Here is a 24736-nt window from a genome sequence, read left to right as displayed (position 1 = left end):
TGTATGAAAGCCTTACTGGAAATCGATAACATCGAGGTGGTTTACAACAAGTCGGTGCAGGTCCTGCGGGGCCTGTCACTGCGGGTGCCGGAGGGTGCCATTGTCGCGCTCCTCGGCTCCAACGGTGCAGGCAAGTCCACCACACTGAAAAGTGTTTCCGGCCTGTTGACCCTGGAAAACGGCGAAGTGACTGCCGGGGAAGTGCGTTTCCGGGGCAAGGATGTAAAGGGTACGCCGCCCGAAAAGCTGGTGCGCAACGGCCTGTTTCATGTGATGGAAGGCCGCCGTGTGTTTGAAGACCTGACGGTGGAGGAGAATCTGGTTGCTGCCACCTATGCACTCACCGGCAATAAGCCATCCCTGAGTGACAGCTATGAACTGGTCTTTAACTACTTTCCGCGACTGCGGGAACGTCGCAAACAGCTGGCGGGCTATCTGTCCGGGGGTGAGCAACAGATGCTGGCCCTTGGCCGGGCACTGATTGCCCAGCCGCGGCTGATCATGCTGGATGAACCCTCGCTGGGGCTGGCGCCGTTGCTGGTGGAGGAAATTTTCACCATTGTGGCGCGAATCAACCGGGAGCAAGGCACCGCCATTCTGCTGGTGGAACAGAATGCCGCCGTTTCCCTGGCGATCGCGTCCTACGGTTACATTATGGAAAACGGCAAGATCGTGATTGACGGGCCGGCAGACAAACTTACCGCCAACGAGGATGTCCGGGAGTTCTACCTGGGGGTGGGTGGCAAGGAAGGCGAAGCCCGCAGTTACCGTGACATCAAGCATTACAAACGCCGCAAACGGTGGCTTTCATGACAACACCTTCGATACCCGATCTGACTCTGACCCAGATGTTGCGGGCCCATGCCAAAGAGCGGCCCGACGCGCTGGCCCTGCGCCAGAAGGATTTCGGCATCTGGCAGGCCTATGCCTGGCAGGATTACTATCGGCGGGCCCGGCATTTCGGACTGGGACTCCGTGCGCTGGGGCTCCAGGAAGGTGGCCATGTGGCCATTATCTCGGAAAACCGGGTGGAGTGGGTCATTGCCCAGATGGGTATAGGCATAGTCCGGGGAATCTGTGTGGGAGTCTATCCGACCAGTCCGTGGAACGAGGTTGCCTACGTCCTTGAGCACAGCGATGCGGAAATTGTGGTGTGTGAGGATCAGGAGCAGACGGACAAGGTGCTGCAAGCCTGGCCCGACCTGCCAAAGCTGAAGTACACCATCGCCATTGATATGAAGGGTCTTGGCTATTACCCGGAGCCACCGACGGCGTTCGAACATGTCGAAGCCAGGGGCCGGGAGTTCGACGACGAGCACCCGGGGCTGGCGGATGAACTGCTGGATGGTCAGCGGATGGACGACACCGCCCTCATGGTTTACACCTCCGGATCTACCGGCCGGCCGAAGGGGGCCATGATCAGCTGGGGTAACCTTCATGCCGCAGCCCCCGGCCTTATTGATCTGCTGAAAGCAGACGAGCATGGCTCCTGTCTTTCCTACCTCCCGCTATGCCATGTGGCAGAGCAGGCAGTTACCAACATTGCGCCGGTTTACGCGGGCAGTTCTGTCAGTTTTGGCGAGAGCCTGCGGACAATCCAGGAGGACTTGCGGGAAATTGCGCCGACCTTCTTCCTGGGGGTGCCCAGGATATGGGAGAAACTGCACTCTTCCATCTACATCAAGATCCAGGAAACCGGGCGATTCCGGCGGGCGATCTTTGACCAGGCAATCCGGATGTGTTCGCCCATGGCTACCAAACCACGGGCGCAGTGGAATCTGAAAGAAAAATGCCTGTACGGCCTCAGCTACTGGCTGGTATTCCGTGCATTGCAGAATTTCATCGGCCTGCGCCGTTGCACCCTCGCGATGACCGGAGCCGCCCCCATTTCCACCGGCATTCTGGAATTCTTCCGGACCATGGGTATTCCCCTGGTGGAAGTATACGGCCAGACGGAAAGCACAGGTGTTGCAACCGCCCAACCGGTGGATAACGTGCATCTTGGAACCGTGGGGGTTGCCATTGCCGGTGTCGAGGTAAGGCTCGGCGAGCACAACGAGATCATCATGCGTGGCGGTAGCATGTTCAAGGGCTATTACAAGAACGAGGAAACAACCGCTTCCACCCTGAAAGATGGCTGGCTGCACACTGGTGATGTGGGCGAATGGCGGGACGGCCAGCTCAAAATCGTTGATCGCCTGAAAGACATCATCATTACCGCCGGGGGCAAGAACCTTTCACCCACCGAGATTGAAAACACCATCAAGGCCAGCCCCTACATCAAGGAATGCATCGTGATTGGCGAGGCCCGGAAGTATGTCTCCGCCCTGATCCAGATCGACTTTGACACGGTTGCCAAGTGGGCCGAGCAGGAGCGGATTGCCTACACCACCTTCCGCAGCCTGACGGAACAGCAGCGGGTGCACGAACTGATTGAGGCGGAAGTGAACAAAGGCAACGCACAGCTGCCCCAGGTGGCGCAGATCAAGCGTTTCCACCTGCTCACCAAGGAACTGGACCATGACGATGATGAAGTAACGGCCACCATGAAGGTACGTCGGAGCAAGATCTACGAAAAATACACAGATGTGATCGAGTCGCTTTACGCCTGAGTCATTGAAAAGCCCAACGTTCGCAGGATTCGCCTTCCTATCTATTCAATGTGTCGCATGGTTCGAAGCCCTGGCTTTACCCAGGGCCATTTCACGCTTGACACCCCACGTGAAATTCGTCAGCTTCGAGATCTGAATAATCATAACAAGACCATGTCGATAGGCCAGTCATGCTTGCAAGATCTCGTTCGATGGGGAATTTTGACCGCTGGATAAGCGATATTAACCAGATCTGTGGTCCTTTTTCGGGGAAACCTCTGGAAACGGAGTTCTTCGGTGACATTCAAAAGATCGGTGGTGAAGCGCTGGATATGTCGCGAGTCACTATTCAAGGCGCGCAACTGGTTCGGGGTCAGAACGAGATACGACGTTGTGGAACTCCGGAGTTTTTCTGTGTTTTCCAGCTTCGTGGAGAGTCGCGAGTTGAACAGGCCGGGAATGGCTCTCTGCTGAAGGCCGGGGATATCGTTCTGGTGGACTCGTCGCTGCCGTTCAGCTTCAGCTATGGTTGTCAGTCCCACCAGATCTCCCTGATCCTCCCACGCTCGGTAATCGAGCGTACTTTGAACCTGTCGGGTATTGAGCTGGGAATCCGGATTCCCGCTCATAGCCACATTGCCAGCGTGGCCAACCGACTCATCGCGGAAGCCGCGTATTGTGACCGTCTGGACCCTGAAGAGGGCGCCGCGATCACTGACTCACTCATTATGTTGATCCGGCCATCCGTGATTCGCAGCCTCGGGGAGCAAAACCCCAATGATCGGATTTTCCTGCGTGCCGCTTCCTTTATAAGAGATAATATTGGTGAGCAGGATCTGAGCGCACGGGTCATAGGTGGGGCCACGGGTACGTCAGTGCGCGGCCTCTACCGGGCATTTGCCGCCCGCTCCCTGACCGTAGCCGGCTACATCAAGTCCCAGCGCCTGGAGATGTGTGCCGACTATCTGCAGCGCGCCAAGGGCAGGATCAACCTGACGGAAGTTGGCTACCGCTTCGGTTTCAGCAGCCCCAGTGCCTTTTCAACGGCCTTTCGGCAGCATTTTGGAATGACCGCCTCACACTATTGCCAACATGCGGCATCTTGATGGCAGGTGGTATTCTCTAAAGAAAAGATCGGTGCCAGGGATCAGGGAGAACCCCGGCAACGCCGGGGCTAGCCGCCCCATTACTTTTTCAGGCTGATAATCCGGGGCTGAGTAACGGCTTTCAGACCCTCCACGCCAAACTCCACGCCGTACCCCGATGCCTTATTACCACCAAAGGGCACCATGGGATGGATGGCACCATGCTGGTTGATCCAGACGGTGCCGGCCTCGATCTGGGCCGCCACAGTCTGCGCGTAATCCGTATCACTGGCCCAGACAGAGGCACCGAGCGCCGCATCGAGGCGATTGGCGGAAGCAATGACCTCCTCCAGCTCGTGGTAACGAATGATAGGGAGCGCAGGGCCGAATTGTTCCTCATCCACCAGTCGTAGGCCGTCGCGGGCCTCGCTCACCAGCGTCAGCGGAAGGAAATACCCCCCTTCAGGCACCTGGCCAAATTCCATGACGTTGCAGCCTTGCTCCTTAGCATCCGCCACCAGTTCTTTGACCTTATTGAACTGCATCTCGTTCTGGAGCGGGCCTATCAGATTGCTTTCATTCATGCCGTCGCCGATTGGCATTTTGCGGGCGAGTTCGCTGAGCGCTGAAACCACCGCGTCATAAACGTCGTCGTGAACATAGAGCCGCTTGATACAAGCGCAGGTCTGACCCATGTTCAGGAAGGCGCCCCAGAACAGTCCCTCGGCAATGGCGCCGGCGTCTGTACCGGGCAGGACCACGGCGGCATCATTGCCACCCAGCTCGAGGGTTATTGGCGCAAGATTGCTGGAGGAAGCGCCGATAATCTTGCGTCCTGTGGACTCACTTCCGGTGAACATGATCTTGTCGATATCGGGATGGCTGGTGAGAGCCGCGCCGATACGACCATCACCGGACACGGTGTTGAGCACACCCGGCGGGAGCACCTGATTGATAAGACGTACCATTTCCAGGGTGGCAATGGGGGTGTATTCGGAAGGCTTCAGTACCACGGTATTGCCCATGCGAATGGCGGGGATGATTTGCCAGGTGGCGATCATCAGGGGCCAGTTCCAGGGGGCGATAGCGGCCACAACACCCAGGGGAACGCGGTGCATCACGTCTTTGCGGGTGTCATCCTCATGCACCACCTCAGGCGGCAACTCCAGGGCCGCTGGCACCTGTGTCCAGGCGACGCATCCCTGCATCTCAAAGCGGGAGCCAAATCCGGACAGGGGCTTCCCCTGCTCCCGGGTAATCAGTTCAGCCAGGTATTCCGCGTTTTCTTCCAGTACCTGGGCCACACGGGACACGATGGCCCGACGTTCCTGGTCACTGACGCGGGCCCATTCCCCCTGAGCCCGACGCGCCGCCTCTACGGCAACGTCTACATCGGATTCCTGACTGAGAGGCGCAAGCCCCAGAGAGGCACCCGTTGCGGGGTTGAAGATCTCCTGATGATCCGTTGCTTCAACCAGTTTGCCACTCACCATGTTGCTATAGGTTTGCATTCAGTTGTTCTCCAGAAAGTGTTTTTGATAGCTGAAATACCGGTACCCCTGTGACTCACCCACAACCGGCCAGGCCTGTTAGCCTGAAGGTCGTGGGCGCCATGTCGTGGGTTCAGAACGGGACAATCGCAATTATCTGGGCGTAGATATTGGTGTCGTCATTTCCGATCTGGCTACCGCCTTCGGCTGCACTCCTGTCGGGATTATAGAACCCGATCAGTGGGCTGATGATCAGATGGGGGGCTGCCACCCATTCGGCGTAAATATCGATCTCCGTGGCATCCAGATTGCCTGTGCCGCCCGCTGTATCACTGAACTCGAAGAAAAGGGCTCCGACGCTCAGCGTTTCCGATGGTGTGGCCTTCAGAGCCACGTGGTGTACATCGGAATTGGAGTTGAAAGGGCCTGCATAATTGGCGGCTACTTCGCCCTGGAACCAGGTGCCATAGCCCCGGCTGAAGCCGAAAAAGAGCGGGTCGAAACTTTCATCAAAGCTCGCGTATCTGTAATTGATGCTCGGTGACCAGGGCGTCTCACTGAAAGTCCAACCTGCTTCGGCGTACCACGCGTTAGCCTCGTCAGCTGAACTGTTCCCCGCCTCCTGAAAAACAAACTCCGCGGACAGGAACAGGTTTTCAATTCCACCATTGCCCTGATAGCGCAGGCTCGTGGTCTGCTGGCCGTCCCGTGAGCCATAACCGAGGATCGGTGCAAAGGTATCGTCAACGTCCAGCCCCTCAATGTAGGCGAAACCAAAGGTACCCTCTGGGCTCACATACTCCGCATTGATGCCAGCAAGCTCCATCTCCGCTTGTGCTTTATTGTCCGAGGCCAGCCAGAACAGGTCGGCGCGCAGTCCCTCTGACCCTCCAATTCGGGCGATAGCAGTCTGGTCAAATGCTTTACGAGCCGCGAGCCAGTATGCGCCTCCCCGGTCGAAGTCCAGCCCTGGCGCACTCAGGGCATCACCAAAGTTCAGGGCATCACTGTTGATGAGGAAGCCATCGCCAATGGAGAACTGCTGGCGCCCGGCAGAAAGATCGAGACCATCGGTTCCGAGCGCCGGGATCAGATTGCCGGAGCGCCAGCCGAGGTAGGCATCTTCCAGATCGGTTTCCCGTTCATTGCCAGAAGTGATGCCTCCAGCATCACCATCGCCCCAGGTGCCCGACGAAAGTAAACTTACACCTCCATAGACACTGCTCCCTGAGCCGATGACATGGCTGCCCGACAACCCGTACTTGATGTAGCCCTCCTGCCATTCGGACTCCCCCGCTTGAGATTTGGCGCCGAGGTTGTACGTTTCCTGACTGGAGAAAACACCCACAACTGCCTCCACGTCGAGGTTCAGCTCGCTCCCATTCTGTTCGTAAAGGTTGTAGGCCGAGGCTGGCGCCGATAAGCCTGTCAAAGCCATATAGGCCGTGATTCGTACAAAATTTGTATTTGTCATTGTTCCGGAATCTCCTGAATCTGAGTTTGTAACCAGGCGCTCCCTGCCTGGCAATTCTCTCTCTGGTGAAAAGGCAGGCTCTGATGCTCTCACTCGGGCAGGTTCAGAGTCGGGGTCTCATCAAAGAAGTTCCAGGGCTTCAACATGGAATGGACATACTCTGTCGGCATGATGGGCCATTCCTCAGCCCGGGCCACGTGAGTAGCACCGGTTGTCATCCACAGCACGGTGTCGACGTTCTCAATCGACTCGTTGTCTTGCACGAAGACTTTCAAGCCAGTATCGCTTTTGGACCGGTTCGGGTAGGTTCCCTCGGGAAAACGCTCATGCTCTTTGTACCGGGTTACCCAGATTTGCTTATCCATGAAGCTGACACGCTTATACAGCCACTCGTCCTCACTGAATAACGCACCCTTGGCAATGGGATGTGTGCCCCCGGCAAAGGGTATGATCTGGTAACCGACCGGATAACCCATGCGGTTTTCCTTATTGGGGTTGGTCATCAAGCGAATGGTGGACGGGTCGAATTTCTGCACTGCTTCCTGTTCAGTAGGAACGACTCGTTCTTTTGTAATCATGACGCTCTTACGCGGGCCGCCATCGGTGTTTTTCGCAACAACGGGATCGATTTCCCTAAGGCTGTTGCCAGTGCCGTCAACATCCATATCCAGGCGGAAGTTGTAGATATGCTGATGGGTGGTGCCCACGATATTGTGGTCGATCAGGGTGCCGTAACGGGTATCTTCTTCCGCAGTTTCGTCGTGAATAGTTCGGGACTTCACAGCCTTGACGGCTTCAATGCCAGACGCTCCGACGGTGAGCTGGATATTGCCATTGGCCATGAAAATCCAGTCAAACATATAGTCGTAGTTACCAATTGTGCTTACCCAGCGCACAACCAGCTCCCTTCGCTCACGACTTGTGTTTCCCGGACTGCTGCCCAGCATTTCGGTGTGTTTGAACTCCGGCCCCGCATAGCGCTCAAAAACCGCGATGGCGTTCGGAATGGTGAAAGGCTCGCCGCCGTTATCCACCAGGGTTGCCTGCAGCAGCGTGGCGTTATTGGGCGCATCGACACCTGGCTCCAGCGGGGAGGTCAGATTGCCCATACCGTAGTCGCCGGAGTCCAGGTAGGCCTTGAAGTACCAGCCCACGTCTGGGTCGCCGTAAGGTACGATCATGCCGCCCAGCGAGCCCTCGTACATGACCTTCCGCTTTTCGCCCTTGTCATTGTACGTCAGTGTCGAAATGACGGGGCCGACACGGGAGTTCAACTTGAGATGAAAGTCCCAGTTCTGCCAACTGATGGTGTTGCCCGACATGGACACATTGGATCCTTCGGGCTGGACAACCATCAGCGGTTTTACATCAGCAATATTTTCCTGGTTACGGCCGTCGTAGGGACGAGGCGTCATCGGTACCGGGATGACGCCATCGTCCTCGATCTTCAGAATGCTCTTTTTCTCCAGGTCCACCACCGCGACGAGGTTCTCGATCGGGTGCGCCCAGTAGTTGCCGTCACCCACATCAAGGTAAGACACCACCTTCAAAAGTTTCAGCTCATGCTTGAGGTCATCGTCGCCGCCGAAGTAGCCCACCGTGAGTGGCGTTGCGACAACCTTTCCGACATCGTCAATACCACGCTTCTTCAATGCCTCTTTGTAGGCATCGCTGTTTGTGACAATTTCCTGCACAGCCAGGAAATCATCGAAGGTAACCATGCCGTGGGCGCCTTCGATATGCTCCCAGCGAAGGACCTTTTCGGATTCGAGGTCCACGGTGCCTTCAATGACCTTTCTCCCGTCCACCACCGTAAAAATGGCTTGACGTGCAAAGTCGTGGCCTTCACCAAAGGACCACTCCCACACCTTCTCTTTACCTGGGTCGGCAAGACGTATTTGGGTGAAACGGATCGAATCCTTGTAGTGTCTGGAGGTCTTGACCGCCTCTGTAGCCCTGGTAATTTCTTCGGCCGTGAGTGGATCAAGTGGATGTGTTTTATTGCCGATGGTGATGCTCTGGGAAACCTGGCTGGCGAACACATCATGGGCAAAGTTCCGCTCTGCCAGTACTTTACCCTCATGCAGTTTCACCGGGGCGGACAGCTCAATAGGTCTCTCATTGTAAAAAGCCTGGTTCTCTCCAAGAGGAACCCGGATTTCTGCATCCCCGGACTTGATCAGCAGTTCACTCTTATCGTCGCTGAGTTCGTAGCTGGCGCCAGAGGAGTTCAGCACCTCCCCTATCGGCAGATATTCCGGAGAACTGCCATGGGCCATGATGTTGGGGCTGTTTAACACCAGGGATGAAGCAAGCGCGGCGGCAAGCAGGGTCTTCTTCGTGTTCATAATTACTCCTGACACTGGTTCGTGTGTACCGTGAGGTGCGGTTGGGATGAGTCAGCGATGACAGATTCGCTGTTGCGGCAAGCACTGTTCTCCACTGTATTTTGATTTCGTCAGGTAAAGAAATATCACTCAGGACGAATTGGAGCTTTTGCGTGGGTGCCAGACCTTTGTGGAATTGTGACAACTGGAGAAAAAGTGATTTTATCGGGAACGAGATCCTGTTCGAAATGCGGGCGGCTAAACTCTCTTCACGACTACTACACCTGGCCATGGACGGAACAGCCGATCGTCAGACGACGGCTGAATGAGCCGCGGAGCAATATTATGCCCTACAACAAAAAGCCCCTGGAAAATCCCGGGTTTGATTACATAGTGGTAGGAGCTGGCACCGCGGGCTGCCTGCTGGCCAACCGCCTGAGTGCTGATCCCGGGAACCGGGTACTGCTGATCGAAGCCGGAGGCCGGGACAATTATCCCTGGATCCACATACCCGTGGGGTATCTGTACTGTATCGATAACCCACGCACCGACTGGCGCTTCCGCACCGAGCCGGACCCCGGCCTTAATGGACGGTCATTGATCTATCCCAGGGGTAAAACCCTTGGCGGCTGCTCCAGCATCAACGGAATGCTCTACATTCGCGGTCAGGCCAGGGACTACAACCAGTGGGCCGACGCCACGGACGAAGAGGCCTGGAACTGGGACAACTGCCTGCCCGATTTCATGCGTCACGAGGACCACTATCGGCTGGATGAGGATGGCGATGCCGACCCGGAGCACCACAGATATCATGGCCATGGCGGCGAGTGGCGTGTTGAGCGCCAGCGCCTTAAGTGGAAAGTGCTGGAAGACTTTGCCGAAGCCTGTGTTGAGGCCGGCGTTCCCCGGACCCGTGATTTCAACCGGGGCGATAACGAGGGCGTTGATCTGTTCGAGGTCAATCAGCGCTCAGGGTGGCGCTGGAATACCTCCAAGGCATTTCTCCGGAAAGCCGAGAAACGCCCCAACCTCACACTCTGGCATTCTACTCATGTACTCGGGCTGGAGACTGGAAACTCCGGTTCGGGCCCTCGCTGCACCGGTGTGCGGGTCAACCGGCCCGGCGAGACTGAAATCATTGCCCGGGCGACACGGGAAGTCATCCTCTCCGCCGGTGCCATCGGCTCACCCCAACTGCTTCAGCTTTCCGGCATCGGGCCTGCCGAGCTTCTGAGCGAGCACGGCATTGATCTGGTGGTCGACCTGCCCGGCGTCGGCGAAAACCTGCAGGACCATCTGCAGATCCGGTCCGTTTACAAGGTTAAGGGGGCAGCCACCCTGAACATCATGACCAGTTCGCTGACTGGCAAGGCCCGGATAGGCCTTGAATATCTTCTTACCCGGTCCGGACCCATGAGCATGGCCCCGTCCCAGCTCTGCCTGTTTACCCGGAGTTCTGGCGATTATGAATACGCCAACATCGAGTACCATGTTCAGCCGCTCAGCCTGGATGCGTTCGGCCAGCCGTTACACGACTTTTCCGCCATTACGGCCAGCGTCTGTAACCTGAATCCGACGAGCCGGGGCACGGTGCGCATCCGCAGCAACGATCCCAGACAGCCGCCTGCCATTACGCCCAATTATCTGAGCACGCCTGAGGACCGCAAAGTGGCGGCGGATTCCCTGCGGGTAACCCGGCGGATCGCTGAACAGCCAGCTTTCGCGAAATACCAGCCGGAAGAGTTCAGGCCCGGTCTGCAATACCAGACCAATGATGAATTGACCAGACTGGCCGGGGACATTGGGACAACCATTTTTCACCCGGTGGGAACTGCCCGCATGGGCCGCGCCGATGATGAACTTGCGGTGGTGGATCCGCACCTCAGGGTAAGGGGTGTTGCTGGTCTGCGGGTCGTCGATGCCAGCGTCATGCCGACCATTACCAGCGGCAACACCAACTCGCCCACCCTGATGATTGCGGAGAAAGCGTCTCGCTGGATCCTGGCCGGCTCCTGAGCCGGACCAGACTGGGCGCGCCCGGGCATTCGGCTTCGGGCGACGCGGTCAGGCCCCGTAAAACTCCCGACACCAGTCCACGAACCTTGAGACACCCTTCTCCACCGGAGTTGCCGGCGTGTAGCCAGTGATCGGTCCGTCTGTCGGTCCTCCTCCCCTGTGGAGATGATGAATCAGAGCTTAGCCACCTGTGCAAATTTAAGGGTCTATTTCAGTGTTTGACTAGGGAGCCTGCCTTTCCGGTGCCTAAAAAAATAACCGTGAACAGTGTCACGGTTATTTTTTTAGCTCAGGGACTGTTTTCACACAGCCTCCGAAGGGAGCTTCCCCATCAAGCAGAGAGCATGCCGGAATTGCGGCGACGACGCGCGGCCATCAAGCCACCCAATCCCAATGCCATCAGGCCAAGCACACCTGGTTCCGGCACAGGCGTTGGTTCGTTACCAGAGAAGCTGCCTCCCTCAAGGAAAACAGCGGAATCCAGTACTGAATCACCCGCATCTGCAATCGCGATCTTCATCTGATGAGTGCCCGCGCCCAAACCGAGGAATGACGCAAGAAGCTTGTCGGTGAAACCGTCATATTCAATATCGAATAACGGAGCGCCCTCGCTTGGATCGTTGTTGTTGAAGACCGAGCAGTTAGGAGCCGCACCTTCGCAATTGACGTTATTGATGGAAACTGCCTGGCCGTCGGGTGCTTTAGCTATGTTTACTCCGTCTACGAAGAATGCGAATACATCGTTGAAGTTGGAGTTGACGTATTCATTATACTCTTCAGACGCGAATACGTAATTGAAAAACAGATCGCCGGTGTCGGTTGTGAAATCGAACGTCAGTACAGCGGCATCATTGGTCGATTGGGGGATCAAGGCGTTAAGATCTGCATCTCCCGCACCGCCGCCAACACCCCGATTGCCAGTCGTGCCATCGCTGTTGTTTGGTCCCGGGGCCTCCAAAGCACTGCCCGTTGTCATGATCAAACCATTGTCGATGCCCAGCACGCCAGCACCGCCCGAGAAGAAGCCAGACTGGTTGCTGCCGCCGTAGTAGTTCACATTGGAAATGGTAACGCCAGACCCTACCAGCGCAGTGGCCAGGGCATTTCCATCCGTGGTTGTGGAGTCAATTACGAGCGCTGAAGCGCTCTGTGCCGCCAGCATTACGGACGCTGCGACAATCACTTTGTATCCTGTTTTCATGACATGCTCCTTGAGAAAACTGCCTTTGATAATCTTTACTTTAAACAGTCGTTGCACACGCACTGCTATGGTTGTCAGGCAATCAATGAGCCAGTCCTTACAATAAGCTTAATAATCAGCTATTTATAGTATTTTCGCCTTTGCAACTGTAAGTTTTATCGACACATTACGCTATTAATTCTCCAGTTGTTGGCTCGGGATATTTCAAAATCCGATGTATTACCATCAAAGCCTTGCCATAGGTCATTGATACAGGGATCACCGCCGAGCATGCATAGGAGCGGGCGGCTCACTCCGCCTCGAAAATCAGCGTTTCCGGATGAAAGGTATACCAGGCAAACCAGAAAGCACGGGTTGCCGGCAACAGCTTCCCGCTTTCATCCCGCATTTCTGCCGAAGGCACGTCGGGATCGTAATGAATCGTCACTGCGCTGCCGCCGACGCTGTGCTCAAGGACACTCTTGTGACGCCCCAGGTCGGAATCCCCGGAAGCCGGCCTTTGGCGCCAGAGGCTCAGACCCCGTAAAACTCCCGATACCAGTCCACGAACCTTGAGATACCCTCCTCCACCGGAGTTGCCGGCGTGTAGCCAACATCTTCCATGAGGTCATCTACGTTGGCGTAAGTTGCTGGCACGTCGCCGGGCTGCATTGGCAGGAGATTTTTCACCGCCTTGCGCCCTACTCTTTCTTCGATGATTTCGATAAAGCGGGACAGTTCCACCGGGTTGTTGCTGCCGATGTTGTAGAGTCGATACGGTGCCAGGCTGGTGCCGGGATCCGGCTGCATGCCGGACCAGGCTGGATTGGGCGTGGCGATCCTGTCCAGGGTGCGGATGACCCCTTCCACTATGTCGTCAATATAGGTGAAATCCCGGCGGTGATGGCCATGGTTGAATACATCGATGGGCTCACCGGCAAGGATCTTGCGGGTAAAGATGAACAGCGCCATGTCCGGCCGGCCCCAGGGCCCATAGACGGTAAAAAAGCGCAGGCCGGTGGTGGGCAGCTGGTACAGATGGCTGTAGGTGTGGGCCATGAGCTCATTGGCCTTCTTGGAGGCCGCATAGAGACTCAGAGGATGATCCACATTGTCATGCACCGAAAAAGGCATGGCTTCATTTGCGCCATATACCGAGCTGCTGGAGGCATACACAAGATGCTCCACCCGGTTATGACGACAGCCTTCGAGGATGTTCATGAAGCCAACGAGATTGGCGTCCACGTAGGCATTGGGGTTTTCAATGGAATACCGCACGCCGGCCTGGGCGGCCAGGTGTACCACACGCTCAGGGCGGTGCTGCTCGAACACTGCCTGCATCACGGCACGGTCGGCTATGTCTTGCCGGACTTCGGTAAAGGCCGGATGGGCCAGCAGCGGCGCGAGTCTGGCTTCCTTGAGAGAAACGTCGTAGTAGTCATTGACGTTATCGACGCCAATGACTTCATCACCCCGGGCCAATAACCGATGGGCCAGTTGGGATCCAATAAAGCCGGCTGTCCCGGTAACCAGAATTTTCAACGTTCTCTCCCTGAGTGATTGCGGCACCGCCGTAGCGGTGCCGCTTTTCTGGCGGTCAGCTCTGTCAGAAGACCAGACCGGCGCTCACGAAGGGACCACCAATCTCGATATCCAGAGTGTCGTCGTCATCTTCGTAATCGATACCCAGTTGCCGATAACCGGCGCGAAGCTGAACCACCTGGATCTCGTACTGGCCATAGGCGTTGAAGTCGTACACCGAATCCCCGTCGAAGCTGATGACGTTGCCTTCAGCGCCAACCGAGACACCAGTGAGCGGCAGGTCAAACCTGGCCGCTATGTAGGCCATGGGAACCACGGCCTTGATTTCGGTCTCGCTGGCAGCAGTGCCGCCAACCTCCTGAACCGTCAGTTCGCCGTCGAGACTGCGTCCGGTCAGGCCGAGGTCCAGATTTACCCAGTTATCCAGCACTTCGTAGTAAAGGGTGACATCGATCTGGTCCAGATCCAGCTCCGAATCCACCTGCGCCTGGGGGGTGACAATGGTGTCGAAGCCATCAACGCCAAGCTCACCTCGACCACTCAGGCTCAGGGAGGTGTAATTGAACCTTACGTTGGGCAGGGCTGGCACAGGGTGCTCAAAATGTGCTGTGAAATTGACGTTGTCGTCGCTTTCCAGATCAAGATCATTCTCGACATCAACCACGGAGCCGTCGGATTCCGCCTCACCACTGAGATCGGAGCTCCAGTAGCTCACATTGGCGCCAACGCCCAGCACGTCCGCCGACGCCAAAGGAGCAAGAAATGGAGCAATAAACGCCGCCGATGTACCGGCAGCCAGGATCAATTTACGCATGGATCACCTCTGAATTGTATGGGGGGAGCAGAGCTCCCTGGTCGGACAGTGCCTTCAGTCGAACTGAATACCCAGACGTCGACCGACCTCTTCATAGGTCTCGATAACGTCACCGAGACCCTGCCTGAAACGATCCTTGTCCATTTTCTTGCGTGTTGAGCTGTCCCAGATCCGGCAGCCATCAGGGCTGAACTCGTCGCCCAGCACGATGCGGCCGCCGGAACGGCCAAATTCCAGTTTGTAGTCCACCAGCAGCATGCCGGCTTCCTCAAAAAGGGATTTGAGCAGATCATTGACCTGGTAGGTCAGCGCCTTCATCTGTGCAAGTTCTTCTGCCGTGGCCCAGCCAAAGGTGACAGCCAGGGACTCATTGACCATGGGATCGTGAAGGGCATCATTCTTCAGAAACAGCTCATATGTCGGCGGGTTCAGCGTCTGGCCCTCTTCAACTCCAAGGCGCCTGCAAAGACTGCCGGCAGAGATATTGCGAACCACACATTCCACCGGAATCATGTCCAGCTTTCTGACCAGTGATTCCACCGGGGACAGCAGACTCTCAAAATGGGTAGGGACGCCGGCCGCTTCGAGCTTTTCCATGATGAAGGCATTAAACCGGTTATTCACCATGCCTTTGCGATTCAGCTGCTCTTTTCTTTCTCCGTCGAAGGCGGAGGTGTCATCCCGGAAAAGCAGCACGAACCGCTCCGGATCGTCCGTACGGTAGACCGACTTCGCTTTGCCTGCATAGACTTCTTCGCGTTTTTCCATTCAGTGTCTCCAGCGGCCTCTGGCGATCATTGCCAGGGCCGGATCAATTAAGGCCGGGAATCAGTAAAGATATTCAAAGAGGGTCGAGAGCAGGCGCTGGGAGCGATCGGATCCGTCGTAATCTTCCGCTTTGCCCGTGGTAACGAATATTCCGTCTTCACGCTCGTCCAGGCGAATATAGAATGTGTAGCGTGGCTCGGGCTCATCGCGGAACCAGCTGAACCAGCCGGTACTGCGCTCTTCTTCGGAACGGTAGTCCACGTAAAACTGGCCTTCGCTACGGTCCAGGTCGACCAGGGGGATACCGGCCTCATCCAGGGTGCGCCGCACTTCGGCCCAGGCCCGGTCGTAGGATACGGCCATTTCTATTCCCGCAGCCTGGTCACCCTCGGAAAGGAGCTTCACTTTCGGGGCGCTGCTCATCCGCAGCGCGGCACGGGAATAGGACTTGTTGTCCTCACGGCCCTTGAGGAATGCCGCGAAGGATTCCAGTAGCCTGCGTTCCAGCTCGGGCGCCTGGGACTGGCTCTCCCAGGCGAGCAGCTCGCCCGGAGCCTGGTCAACTTTTCTCACCCGGAACTGGACCTCAGTGGTTTTGCGCCGTATACCCGGGGCCACACGGGCCTGCACCAGGGTTACCTGATCTGCATCTGCATCGTCTGGTATCTCCAGGAGATCCCGCGCACGGCGACTGTAATTGGCAACCTGGCTCTGGATCAGGCCCAGCTGGGTGCTGTCCGTCGCGACCCCAAGGCCTTTATCATTGAGGAATGCCGACACGGAAGGCCAGACGCGGCCTGGTACCTCGTTTATCAGCACCCAGGTGTTATCGTCCAGGCTCTCGAGGAGATAATTTTCCTCCAGGATATCCGCGGTGGTATCCGGCGGCCGGGGAATTTCCCCGGGGCGCAGCCCCGCATTACCGGCGGCCCCGACATCCCGGATGGGCCAGGCTTCGCGCTTACGTACGATGGACTGGCCTTCCGGCGCCTCAAGGGGCTCTCCTTCGGGTGCATCGACATACCGCTGGGCACGATCGTCAATCATGCCGCAGCCGGCTGCCAGCAGCACCCAGGCGATGCCCAGAATTACCGCGAGAACGTGTTTGAATTGCACTTGCATCCGGCTGCTCCAGGGTGCTTCCGTCAGGAATGTGAGGTAATTCAGAGTACACCTGCCGCGTGCAGGGCTTCTTCAACTTCGCTGTGGAACTTTTCGTCGAGCGGCGTGAGTGGCAGACGGATGCCCTCTCCAATCAGCCCCATGCGTTGAAGCGCCCATTTGACCGGAATCGGGTTGGCCTCCAGAAACAGTTTGCGGTGCAATGGCATCAGCTGTTCGTTGATTCTGGCAACGTCTTCATGACGCCCGGCGATAGCCGCTTCACAGAGAGACGCCATGCCTCCTGGAGCCACATTGGCCGTGACGGATACATTACCCTTGCCACCGGCAAGCATCAGGTCCGCTGCGGTGGCGTCGTCACCGGAATAGACCACCAGCCTGCCCTCCACTGCCCGGATCAGTTCGGTCCCCCGGGGGATGTTGCCTGTGGCGTCCTTGATGCCGATGATATTGGGAATATCCGCGAGCCGCTCGACGGTTTCGTTGAGCATGTCGCAGGCGGTCCGCCCGGGCACGTTATAGAGAATCTGGTTGACGGGAACAGCTTCCGCAATGGCCCGGAAATGCCGGTAAAGGCCTTCCTGGGTGGGCTTGTTGTAATAGGGGACAACCAGCAGGCAGGCATCGGCACCGAGCTTGTGGGCCTCGGTAGTCAGCTCGATCGCTTCCCGTGTGGAGTTGCCGCCCGTACCGGCAATGACCGGTATCCGGCCATTTACCCGCTTTATGATGTGACCGACTACCTGAAGGTGCTCGTCCGGATCCAGGGTGGAAGACTCACCGGTGGTTCCCACAGCGACTATGCCGTGGGTTCCGTTGTCCAGATGGAAATCCACCAGCTTGTCCAGATGCTCCCAGTGGATTTCACCATCCGGATACATCGGGGTCACCAGTGCGACAAGACTGCCAGTAATCATAAAGACTCCGCTCAAATAAAAGGGTAATGGTAATGTTGGCTGTGAACTGACACAAGGGAGACCATGAATAAATACCCGGAGCAGAGGCGCCGATCACTCCTGGAAAATCCCGCTAGCGGCAGGCATCTGGTTTACTCTGCCGATTCGGATCCGGAGGTTTTCAGGGGGTCCCCTGTATTGACCGGCCATGCCGAGAATATTGCCTTGAGCATGGTGGCCAGGGGAATCGCAAAGAATACACCCCAGAGCCCCCATATACCGCCGAAAAACAGCACTGCGATGATGATCACCACCGGGTGCAGATTGTTCACCTCCGAAAACAGCAAAGGCACCAGCACATTGCCATCCACTGCCTGGATAACACCGTAAATGACCATTACCCAGATGAACTCAGGACCCCAGCCAAAAGCAAACAGGGCTATGACTGCTACCGGAACCGTAACCACCGCAGCACCGATATAGGGAACAACAACACTGAGGCCGACAAGCAGGGCCAGCAGTGCTGAGTAAGGCAGACCAAAAAGCTTGAAGCCGACATAGGTAGCGCCGCCAACGATCAGTATTTCAACCGCCTTGCCCCGAACGTAATTGGCGCACTGCTGGTTCACCTCCAGCCATATCTTCTCCATCATCGCGCGCCGGTGGGGCAGCATGCGGCCCACTGCAGACAGCAGTACGTTGCGGTCCTTGAGGAAGAAAAACACCAGAATTGGCAGGAGCACCATGTAAATCAGCAGGGCGAGCAGGTCCGGAATACTGGACAGGGAAAAGGAGACGATCCACTGGGTGAGATTCGCCGCCTCCGATGCCAGCTGCCGGGACAGGGTATCCAGTTGCTCAATGGAAACCAGCGCCGGATACTCCTCGGGCAAGTGCTCGATAAAGGACTGAAACTCCTTGAAGATTCTTGGGGTTTCGCTTGCAAGGCTGGCCACCTGCCCCCAGATGAGAGGCAGCAGGCCAAAGAGGAAGCCCACCAGAGTGCCAAGAAACATGAGAAAGACGCCGAGAATCGCTGCCAGTTCCGGAACGCCCAGCCGGATGAGTTTGGTCACCAGCCCCTGAAGGATAAAAGCGATAATGACTGCTGCGATGACCGGCGCCAGCATCTGGCCAAAAAAGATGACGACCAGTGTGCCTATGACAAGCAGCAGGAAAAGGATGACCGCTTCGTCATCCGAGAAGTATTTGTGGGCCAGACCACGTAAAATGCGAACCATTAAAATCTCCGGTGAATCAGGAACAATCCCTCACTGCCCGCGTCTTATCAGAAACCGGTAACACCCTTCGCTTTCCGAGGAGTCTACCAGCACATGGGAGGTGAATTTTAAAAATGATGGAATATCCCGGGCCGAGCCTGCATCCGTGGCAATGACTTCCAGCTCCTGCCCGGCTTTCATGGCACTGAGTTCGAGCTTGGTCTTGAGAAGAGGCATGGGACAGCGAAGCCCGGAGGCATCCAGGGTAACGTCTGGCATAGTGGTGGCAGGCAATCCGGTTTACTGTGAATATTGATGCATTATGCCGCTCACAAAACGGCATTGCACTGACTGCTGGAGAGTATATCAGGCAACCTATGGAATTCATTCGTGCATTTCGAGTCAGACACTGGCCCGGCACTACCACCCTCTGGCCATTATTGCTGGGACTGCTTCTTCTGCCTGTCACGACAGCCACAGGAAAAGAGGCCCCCCTGCCCACCTTTGGCGGCACCGGAGGAGGTCTCATTTCAGACCAGATGGAACAGCAGATCGGACAGCAGGTCCTGCGCTCTATCCGGCGCTCTGCTGACCAGGTAACCGACCCCCTGGTAAACGACTATATGGAGTCCATCGTCTATCAGCTGGTTCCCTCCGTTCCCCTCAAGGACAGGCAGATGTCGATCGTTGTCATCGACAGCCCGGCAATCAACGCCTTTGCCGTGCCGGGCAACGTGATTGGTGTCAACGGTGGGCTTTTTCTCAATGCCCGCACCGAGCAGCAGTTCGCGTCCGTAGTTGCCCACGAGCTTGCCCACCTGAGCCAACGGCACTTTGCGCGCCGGATGGAACAGCAGGAAACCAGTGCGCCACTCACCATTGGCGGCATGATTGCAGGGATAATATTGTCCGCGGTGACCAAGTCAGATGCGGGAATCGCAGCCATCATGGGTACCCAGGCACTGGCCGCCCAGAACATGCTGAAATACAGCCGCGCCAATGAGCAGGAGGCTGATCGGGTCGGACTGGAAATTCTGGCAGAAAGCGGCATGGACCCGCGGGGCATGCCCGAGATGTTCGAAATCATGATGCGCCAGAATCGCATGCAGGGTAATCGGATGCCTGAGTATCTTTCCACCCATCCCCTTACCCAAAGCCGGGTATCCGACACCCGCAGCCGGGCGGAACAGTTTCCGGTCCGGGGCTTTGAAGATGCCCTGGAATACCATCTGGTGCGCGCCCGCCTGCAGGTTCATTACGCCCGCAGCCCCGTCGATGCGGTGAATGTTTTTAACGACTACGTGAAAACGGAAGAGGGCCATGAAATGGCGGCAGCGCGCTACGGGCTTGCCGTTGCCCTGCTCGCTGCCGGCCGTGCGGAAGAGGCGGAAGAAAAACTGAGAGAACTCCTGGAACACAATCCGATGCGGATTACCTATCAGGTCACTCTTGCTGAGGCGCTGCTTCACCAGGACCGGATGGATGACGCCCGTGAAATGCTCAGGACTGCCCTCAGACGCAATCCTGATAACCGGGCCATCACATCCATGCTGGCCCGGGCCGAGCTTGAAGCGGATAACGCACCGAGAGCCGTGGATCACCTGCGCAACCTGACCCGGCAATATCCCGGGAAGGAACACTTCTGGCTGCGGCTGGCAGAAGCTGAAGGCCAGGCCCGGGATATCGTCGGGGTCCACAGGGCAAGAGCCGAATACGACATCCTGACAGGTGATCTGGAGGCTGCAGAGCGCCAGCTTCGGCAGGCACAGGAAAAAGTGCCTCCCGATGCCCCCGCCCGTCAGATCATAACGGAACGACTGTCACAGGTTTCAGAGGCTCTGGCCCGGAGCCGGTAGCGGCCACCGGACAGGGCCGAAAAGCGCCCTGTCAGGCGTTACCGGCCGCTTTCAGGTTCATGTCTGCAGTAAAGTCGAGCATACGGCGCAAAGGCTTCAGGGCCCGCTCTCGCAAAGCCGGATCAATGGTGATCTCCTGGTTCCCCGTCTCCAGAACCTGAAGCAGGTTTTCCAGCCCGTTCATCGCCATCCAGGGGCAGTGGGCACAGCTGCGGCAGGTAGCACCGCTGCCCGCTGTTGGGGCCTCTATCAGGGTTTTGTTGGGAGCCAGCTGCTGCATCTTGTAAAAAATGCCATTGTCCGTCGCCACGATGAACTGCTCGTTCGGCATGGTCTGAACTGCATTGATCAGCTGGGAAGTTGAACCTGCTACATCGGCCAGCTCGACCACATTCGCAGGTGATTCCGGATGCACAAGAATGGCGGCGTCCGGATAAAGGGCCTTGAGATCTTCCAGACCTCGGGCCTTGAACTCTTCATGCACAATGCAGGAGCCTTCCCAGAGCAGCATGTCAGCGCCAGTGGCCTTCTGGATGTAACTGCCGAGGTGCTTGTCCGGCGCCCAGAGGATTTTTTCGCCCCGGGCATCCAGCGCCTCCACGATGGCTGGCGCGCAGCTTGAGGTGACCACCCAGTCTGCCCTTGCCTTGACCGCAGCCGACGTATTGGCATAGACCACGACTGTCCGGTCCGGGTGCTGGTCACAGAAGGCAGCGAACTCGTCAGCAGGGCAGCCGATATCGAGAGAGCAGGTGGCCTCCAGCGTGGGCATGAGTACCCGTTTCTCCGGATTGAGGATCTTCGCAGTCTCCCCCATGAACTTGACGCCAGCCACCACCACAGTGGACGCAGAATGCTGGTTACCGAAGCGGGCCATTTCCAGGGAGTCGGCGACACAACCGCCGGTTTCCTCAGCCAGCCGCTGAATATCCGGATCCGTGTAGTAATGGGCCACCAGCACGGCATCCCGCTCCCTCAGAGCCTGACGGATCCGGTCTTCCAGACGCTGACGCTCTTCAGCGCCAAGCTGCCTGGGTTCTGCTGCGTGGGCAAGATGTTCCTGCACCAGGATACGATCTTCTGCTCGGGTCATTCAGTCTGGTCTCACTCCAGTGCCGGGATCTGTCGCCTCGTGTACATGAACTGTTCATTCAGCGAAGCTGGCCGGCACGTAAATTATATTCACGACAGTATCCGTTACATGATGTTGTAACACTCTGCCGTTACTACGTACAACATGCTTCTATGTAGTGCTGATCAGGCAAAAAAAAAGAGCCCGAAGGCTCTTTTCCGTGAAGCCGGCGCCGGGACGGAGTCTGGCAGACGGTCTTCACTTTTTTGGTGGGTCGTGATGGATTCGAACCATCGACCAATTGGTTAAAAGCCAACTGCTCTACCAACTGAGCTAACGACCCTTAAACGGTTGCCGTTCAAGGCTGCTCCGGGGTTAACAGACTGATTCGCCCTGGAGACATCTGGTAATTTGGTGGGTCGTGATGGATTCGAACCATCGACCAATTGGTTAAAAGCCAACTGCTCTACCAACTGAGCTAACGACCCAAACGAGGCGCACATAATACGGATTTTTGGGCGCCGTTCAACCCTTTTGCCGGATTATTTGTCCTGCGCCCTGCTGCCATGTATCACTGCGCCAGATACACTCTGGCAAGCTCCGCGGCTTTGGTTCCCGGATATTCATCCATAACTGACTGCATCTGCTGCCTGGCTTTGTCTTTGTCGCCAAGCCGGTCAAGAGTCACGCCCAGCTTGTAAGCTGCGTCAGCGGCCTTCCGGTGGTCCTCATAACGTGTCGCAACAATCGTAAATGCCTGTTTTGCCTGTTCCAGCTGCGGCTTGACCAGGTAAACTTCACCCAGCCAGTAGTAGGCATTGACGGTCAGATCACCCTCAGGATAACTCGAAATGAAGTCGTAAATCGCATCGATTGCGGCATCGTACTTCTTTTCTTCGTGAATCAGCTTCTGGATCCTCTGGTAGGCCTGACGCTCTTCTTCCGTTGGCTGCCGGTACTCTTTGGCGGGAACATCATTCCCAACGGACTTCTCAGCGCCGGGCCCGGCTTGCGCTGGAGCGGGTTGCGACTCAACCTTTTTCAGAACACCCAGCAGACGCTGGTCAAGGTCGATGTAACGCTCCCGCGACTGCTCGGCAAGCCGATTGAGTTGATGACGCTGCTCTTCAAGCTCGCCCTGCATGCGGCGAACTTCGGCCTGCAGCTGTTCGATCATGAAAAACAGCTCGGAATTGCCCTGGCTGTTGCCAGCCCTGTTCTGCGAGGCCGGAGCCCCCTGTTGCGCCAGCGCACTGCCGACAAGCGATAGTGCGACTGCCGCCATGAGGATTTTTCTCATGGGCGTTCCTGTTGTTGGTAGTGACCCGGTGTTACTGGTAGATCATCTCAACGCGACGGTTCTGGGACCAGACGCTTTCGCCTGAACCCATGACTGCCGGCTTTTCCTCGCCATAGCTTACTGTTTCGATCTGGTCGCGGGAAGCACCGTTGACTACGAGGAAGCGCGCGACTGCGTTGGCACGGCGCTCACCCAGGGCCAGGTTGTATTCCTTGGTTCCTCTCTCGTCGGCGTGGCCTTCCAGACGCACTTCCTGGGAAGGATTATTGGCGAGGTAACGGGCGTGAGCCGCCAGCACATCACGTGATTCGGATTTGATTTCAGCTGTATCAAAATCAAAGTAGAAGGTGGTGATTCTGCGCAGGGTTTCCTGTTCCTGCTGCTGGTCCTGTTCGCGGAGTTCGCGCTGCTCTGCCTCAGTCAGGCCCCGGGCGGATACGCCATCGCCGTCTTCGCCGCCGTAAACCGTGGTGCCATCCTGCTCACCGGTTGCAGTACCGCCTGCGCCGTAGGCCTCGTCGTCCATGGTATCGCCAGTGGAACTGCAACCGGCAACCAGACCAAGAACCAACACAAGGGCAAACGCCTTTTTCTGCATGAAAACCATCGTACATCTTCCTTATCAGTGGGTTATGTTACTCAGTTTACGAAATAATCAGCGTACGATCGGCGACCACGCGGGATCGCGGACATCGCCCTCTGTCGCTGGCAGGGTGTAGTTGGCGCCACCGTCGGTGGAAACCACCGCCAATACGCTCTCACCGCCCTGCTGGGTTGAATAGATCAGCATCTGGCCGTTGGGCGAAACGCTGGGCGACTCATCCATTTTTGAGCGGGTAAGCACAGTCTCCTGGCCCGACTCAAAATTCATCTTCGCAATGTGGAATGCTCCTTCCCGCTGGTGCACATAATAGATGAACTTCCCATCCGGCCCGAATCTTGGCCTGGCATTGTAACGACCGCTAAAAGTCAGGCGACGGGGGTCAGCGGAATCCGACGGCTGATAGTAAACCTGGGGCCCACCGGAGCGGTCCGAGGTGAAGAGAAAACCCTTGCCTTCAGGGTGCCACTCGGGCTCGGTATCTATGGACCAGTGATTGGTAAGGCGTTTCACGGCCCGGGTGGCTATGTCCATGCGATAGATCTCGGCGTTGCCATCTTTCGACAGGGTCAGCAGAAGCGAACGTCCATCCGGTGACCAGTCCGGTGCCGAATTCAGACCCGGAAAAGATGCCAGCCGGGTCCGGTCTCCCGTCTTCAGCTCATGGGTGTATATGGCCGGCCGGCCGCTTTCAAATGATACATAACCCAGGCTCTTTCCGTCCGGCGACCAGGTGGGTGAAAGGATGGGCTCGTTGCTTTCCAGCCTCACTGAGGCCCGCTTGCCGTCCACATCACTGATCTGAAGCCTGTACAGACGCCTGTCGTCCTTCATCTGCAGGGTGATATAGGCAAGCTGGGTGGAAAAGGCCCCGGGGACGCCAGTGATGGCCTCATACACCTTGTCACTGATGTAGTGTGCCAACTGACGAAGGCCTGTCAGCGATGAGGAAGCGGTTTCCCCCAGCATCCGCTGCTGGCGGTTAACATCAAAAAGCTCATAACGGACATTCACCCGATCCCCTTCCCGCACCGTCTCTCCGACCAGCAGATAGCGCTGCCCCAGCATGTTCCAGTCGCGGTAATGCACTCCTTCGCCCCGGGATGGAAGGCTGAGCATACGGGAGGGTTCCAGGGTCCTGAATTCGCCACTCATGGACAGGTCGTCCCGGACAACCTGGCTGACGTCTGCGTCCGCCGGTAGATTCCCTGTCTCGGCAAAGGGCACTACGGCCATGGGTATGGCCGACTCCGCACCTTCGGTGATGCGGATCAGCAGCTCGGCCTGGGCTGGCACTGCAATACACGCTGTCAGAAGAAGGACTGCCAGCAGGCGCCGACCGTTCCACCATTTTCTGTCTGTCAAAGTTTCGCTCATATCCC

Annotated in this window: 21 protein-coding genes and 2 tRNA genes; 5 read left to right on the top strand and 18 right to left on the bottom strand. The window is 57.0% G+C overall.

Going from position 1 to position 24736, the window contains the following annotated elements:
* Positions 1 to 3 precede the first annotated feature (3 nt).
* From LG327_RS12190 to feaR, 3 genes are all read left to right on the top strand, one after another.
* Positions 4 to 813 (top strand): ABC transporter ATP-binding protein, encoded by an 810-nt coding sequence (locus LG327_RS12190; protein ID WP_404362152.1) that lies wholly within the window; start codon positions 4 to 6, stop codon positions 811 to 813.
* A complete protein-coding gene (locus LG327_RS12185) occupies positions 810 to 2612 on the top strand; it encodes an AMP-dependent synthetase/ligase (protein ID WP_404362150.1) in 1803 nt (600 codons plus the stop codon). The genes LG327_RS12190 and LG327_RS12185 overlap by 4 nt, the downstream gene beginning before the upstream one ends.
* A gap of 170 nt (positions 2613 to 2782) precedes the next feature.
* Entirely contained in the window at positions 2783 to 3697 is a 915-nt protein-coding gene (feaR, locus tag LG327_RS12180; RefSeq protein WP_404362148.1) for a transcriptional regulator FeaR, read from the top strand.
* 80 nt (positions 3698 to 3777) lie between these two features.
* On the opposite strand, the gene LG327_RS12175 is transcribed toward feaR, so the two are convergent.
* The 3 genes from LG327_RS12175 to LG327_RS12165 all read right to left on the bottom strand — a co-directional run bounded on the left by LG327_RS12175 (position 3778) and on the right by LG327_RS12165 (position 8988).
* The gene (locus tag LG327_RS12175; RefSeq protein WP_404362147.1) at positions 3778 to 5187 is read right to left on the bottom strand and encodes an aldehyde dehydrogenase family protein; all 1410 of its coding nucleotides are present in this window, start codon (positions 5185 to 5187) and stop codon (positions 3778 to 3780) included.
* A 112-nt stretch (positions 5188 to 5299) separates the two neighbouring features.
* Positions 5300 to 6640, bottom strand: coding sequence for a hypothetical protein (locus tag LG327_RS12170; protein ID WP_404362145.1), 1341 nt, complete (start codon positions 6638 to 6640; stop codon positions 5300 to 5302).
* Between the two features lie 89 nt (positions 6641 to 6729).
* Positions 6730 to 8988: a stalk domain-containing protein gene (locus LG327_RS12165; protein WP_404362144.1), complete on the bottom strand. Its 2259-nt coding sequence runs from the start codon at positions 8986 to 8988 to the stop codon at positions 6730 to 6732.
* A 324-nt stretch (positions 8989 to 9312) separates the two neighbouring features.
* Between LG327_RS12165 and LG327_RS12160 the strand changes: the two genes are divergently transcribed.
* The gene (locus LG327_RS12160) at positions 9313 to 10983 is read left to right on the top strand and encodes a GMC family oxidoreductase (RefSeq protein ID WP_404362142.1); all 1671 of its coding nucleotides are present in this window, start codon (positions 9313 to 9315) and stop codon (positions 10981 to 10983) included.
* A 331-nt stretch (positions 10984 to 11314) separates the two neighbouring features.
* On the opposite strand, the gene LG327_RS12155 is transcribed toward LG327_RS12160, so the two are convergent.
* From LG327_RS12155 to LG327_RS12115, 9 genes are all read right to left on the bottom strand, one after another.
* Entirely contained in the window at positions 11315 to 12184 is an 870-nt protein-coding gene (locus LG327_RS12155; protein WP_404369401.1) for a choice-of-anchor L domain-containing protein, read from the bottom strand.
* Between the two features lie 289 nt (positions 12185 to 12473).
* Positions 12474 to 12611 (bottom strand): hypothetical protein, encoded by a 138-nt coding sequence (locus LG327_RS12150; protein ID WP_404362141.1) that lies wholly within the window; start codon positions 12609 to 12611, stop codon positions 12474 to 12476.
* Positions 12612 to 12697: 86 nt separating this feature from the next.
* Positions 12698 to 13705, bottom strand: a complete 1008-nt coding sequence (locus LG327_RS12145; RefSeq protein WP_404362139.1) for an NAD-dependent epimerase — start codon at positions 13703 to 13705, stop codon at positions 12698 to 12700.
* Between the two features lie 64 nt (positions 13706 to 13769).
* Entirely contained in the window at positions 13770 to 14519 is a 750-nt protein-coding gene (locus tag LG327_RS12140) for a TIGR04219 family outer membrane beta-barrel protein (protein ID WP_404362137.1), read from the bottom strand.
* A 54-nt stretch (positions 14520 to 14573) separates the two neighbouring features.
* A complete protein-coding gene (gene purC, locus LG327_RS12135; RefSeq protein ID WP_404362136.1) occupies positions 14574 to 15287 on the bottom strand; it encodes a phosphoribosylaminoimidazolesuccinocarboxamide synthase in 714 nt (237 codons plus the stop codon).
* Positions 15288 to 15347: 60 nt separating this feature from the next.
* Positions 15348 to 16409 (bottom strand): outer membrane protein assembly factor BamC, encoded by a 1062-nt coding sequence (bamC, locus tag LG327_RS12130; protein ID WP_404362134.1) that lies wholly within the window; start codon positions 16407 to 16409, stop codon positions 15348 to 15350.
* A gap of 41 nt (positions 16410 to 16450) precedes the next feature.
* Entirely contained in the window at positions 16451 to 17326 is an 876-nt protein-coding gene (dapA, locus tag LG327_RS12125) for a 4-hydroxy-tetrahydrodipicolinate synthase (RefSeq protein ID WP_404362133.1), read from the bottom strand.
* A gap of 131 nt (positions 17327 to 17457) precedes the next feature.
* Positions 17458 to 18546, bottom strand: coding sequence for an AI-2E family transporter (locus tag LG327_RS12120; protein ID WP_404362131.1), 1089 nt, complete (start codon positions 18544 to 18546; stop codon positions 17458 to 17460).
* A 30-nt stretch (positions 18547 to 18576) separates the two neighbouring features.
* Positions 18577 to 18804, bottom strand: a complete 228-nt coding sequence (locus tag LG327_RS12115) for a sulfurtransferase TusA family protein (protein ID WP_404362129.1) — start codon at positions 18802 to 18804, stop codon at positions 18577 to 18579.
* 98 nt (positions 18805 to 18902) lie between these two features.
* On the opposite strand from LG327_RS12115, the gene LG327_RS12110 reads away from it, so the two are divergent.
* Positions 18903 to 20381 carry a M48 family metalloprotease gene (locus LG327_RS12110; RefSeq protein WP_404362128.1) on the top strand — a complete coding sequence of 493 codons (1479 nt, stop codon included), beginning with the start codon at positions 18903 to 18905 and terminating at the stop codon, positions 20379 to 20381.
* A 31-nt stretch (positions 20382 to 20412) separates the two neighbouring features.
* Here LG327_RS12110 and nadA read toward each other — a convergent pair whose 3' ends face one another.
* The 6 genes from nadA to tolB all read right to left on the bottom strand — a co-directional run bounded on the left by nadA (position 20413) and on the right by tolB (position 24731).
* A complete protein-coding gene (nadA, locus tag LG327_RS12105; RefSeq protein WP_404362126.1) occupies positions 20413 to 21474 on the bottom strand; it encodes a quinolinate synthase NadA in 1062 nt (353 codons plus the stop codon).
* A 246-nt stretch (positions 21475 to 21720) separates the two neighbouring features.
* Positions 21721 to 21796 (bottom strand) — tRNA-Lys (locus LG327_RS12100).
* Positions 21797 to 21865: 69 nt separating this feature from the next.
* A tRNA-Lys gene (locus LG327_RS12095) sits at positions 21866 to 21941 on the bottom strand.
* Between the two features lie 83 nt (positions 21942 to 22024).
* The gene (ybgF, locus tag LG327_RS12090; RefSeq protein ID WP_404362125.1) at positions 22025 to 22753 is read right to left on the bottom strand and encodes a tol-pal system protein YbgF; all 729 of its coding nucleotides are present in this window, start codon (positions 22751 to 22753) and stop codon (positions 22025 to 22027) included.
* Between the two features lie 31 nt (positions 22754 to 22784).
* On the bottom strand, positions 22785 to 23360 hold the full coding sequence (gene pal / locus LG327_RS12085) for a peptidoglycan-associated lipoprotein Pal (protein ID WP_404362123.1): 576 nt from the start codon (positions 23358 to 23360) through the stop codon (positions 22785 to 22787).
* A gap of 48 nt (positions 23361 to 23408) precedes the next feature.
* On the bottom strand, positions 23409 to 24731 hold the full coding sequence (gene tolB, locus LG327_RS12080; protein WP_404362121.1) for a Tol-Pal system beta propeller repeat protein TolB: 1323 nt from the start codon (positions 24729 to 24731) through the stop codon (positions 23409 to 23411).
* Positions 24732 to 24736 lie beyond the last annotated feature (5 nt).

The sequence above is a fragment of the Marinobacter sp. genome (assembly GCF_044799475.1).
Classification (GTDB): domain Bacteria; phylum Pseudomonadota; class Gammaproteobacteria; order Pseudomonadales; family Oleiphilaceae; genus Marinobacter.
This window is presented reverse-complemented; position numbering and strand designations above follow the sequence as displayed.

Excerpts from the sequence above, each read along its gene's own strand:
- LG327_RS12190 (WP_404362152.1), top strand. The coding sequence starts at position 4 with ATGAAAGCCTTACTGGAAATCGATAACATCGAGGTGGTTTACAACAAG.
- LG327_RS12185 (WP_404362150.1), top strand. The coding sequence starts at position 810 with ATGACAACACCTTCGATACCCGATCTGACTCTGACCCAGATGTTGCGG.
- feaR (WP_404362148.1), top strand. The coding sequence starts at position 2,783 with ATGCTTGCAAGATCTCGTTCGATGGGGAATTTTGACCGCTGGATAAGC.
- LG327_RS12175 (WP_404362147.1), bottom strand. The coding sequence starts at position 5,187 with ATGCAAACCTATAGCAACATGGTGAGTGGCAAACTGGTTGAAGCAACG.
- LG327_RS12170 (WP_404362145.1), bottom strand. The coding sequence starts at position 6,640 with ATGACAAATACAAATTTTGTACGAATCACGGCCTATATGGCTTTGACA.
- LG327_RS12165 (WP_404362144.1), bottom strand. The coding sequence starts at position 8,988 with ATGAACACGAAGAAGACCCTGCTTGCCGCCGCGCTTGCTTCATCCCTG.
- LG327_RS12160 (WP_404362142.1), top strand. The coding sequence starts at position 9,313 with ATGCCCTACAACAAAAAGCCCCTGGAAAATCCCGGGTTTGATTACATA.
- LG327_RS12155 (WP_404369401.1), bottom strand. The coding sequence starts at position 12,184 with ATGAAAACAGGATACAAAGTGATTGTCGCAGCGTCCGTAATGCTGGCG.
- LG327_RS12140 (WP_404362137.1), bottom strand. The coding sequence starts at position 14,519 with ATGCGTAAATTGATCCTGGCTGCCGGTACATCGGCGGCGTTTATTGCT.
- purC (WP_404362136.1), bottom strand. The coding sequence starts at position 15,287 with ATGGAAAAACGCGAAGAAGTCTATGCAGGCAAAGCGAAGTCGGTCTAC.
- bamC (WP_404362134.1), bottom strand. The coding sequence starts at position 16,409 with ATGCAAGTGCAATTCAAACACGTTCTCGCGGTAATTCTGGGCATCGCC.
- dapA (WP_404362133.1), bottom strand. The coding sequence starts at position 17,326 with ATGATTACTGGCAGTCTTGTCGCACTGGTGACCCCGATGTATCCGGAT.
- LG327_RS12120 (WP_404362131.1), bottom strand. The coding sequence starts at position 18,546 with ATGGTTCGCATTTTACGTGGTCTGGCCCACAAATACTTCTCGGATGAC.
- LG327_RS12115 (WP_404362129.1), bottom strand. The coding sequence starts at position 18,804 with ATGCCAGACGTTACCCTGGATGCCTCCGGGCTTCGCTGTCCCATGCCT.
- LG327_RS12110 (WP_404362128.1), top strand. The coding sequence starts at position 18,903 with ATGGAATTCATTCGTGCATTTCGAGTCAGACACTGGCCCGGCACTACC.
- nadA (WP_404362126.1), bottom strand. The coding sequence starts at position 21,474 with ATGACCCGAGCAGAAGATCGTATCCTGGTGCAGGAACATCTTGCCCAC.
- ybgF (WP_404362125.1), bottom strand. The coding sequence starts at position 22,753 with ATGAGAAAAATCCTCATGGCGGCAGTCGCACTATCGCTTGTCGGCAGT.
- pal (WP_404362123.1), bottom strand. The coding sequence starts at position 23,360 with ATGGTTTTCATGCAGAAAAAGGCGTTTGCCCTTGTGTTGGTTCTTGGT.
- tolB (WP_404362121.1), bottom strand. The coding sequence starts at position 24,731 with ATGAGCGAAACTTTGACAGACAGAAAATGGTGGAACGGTCGGCGCCTG.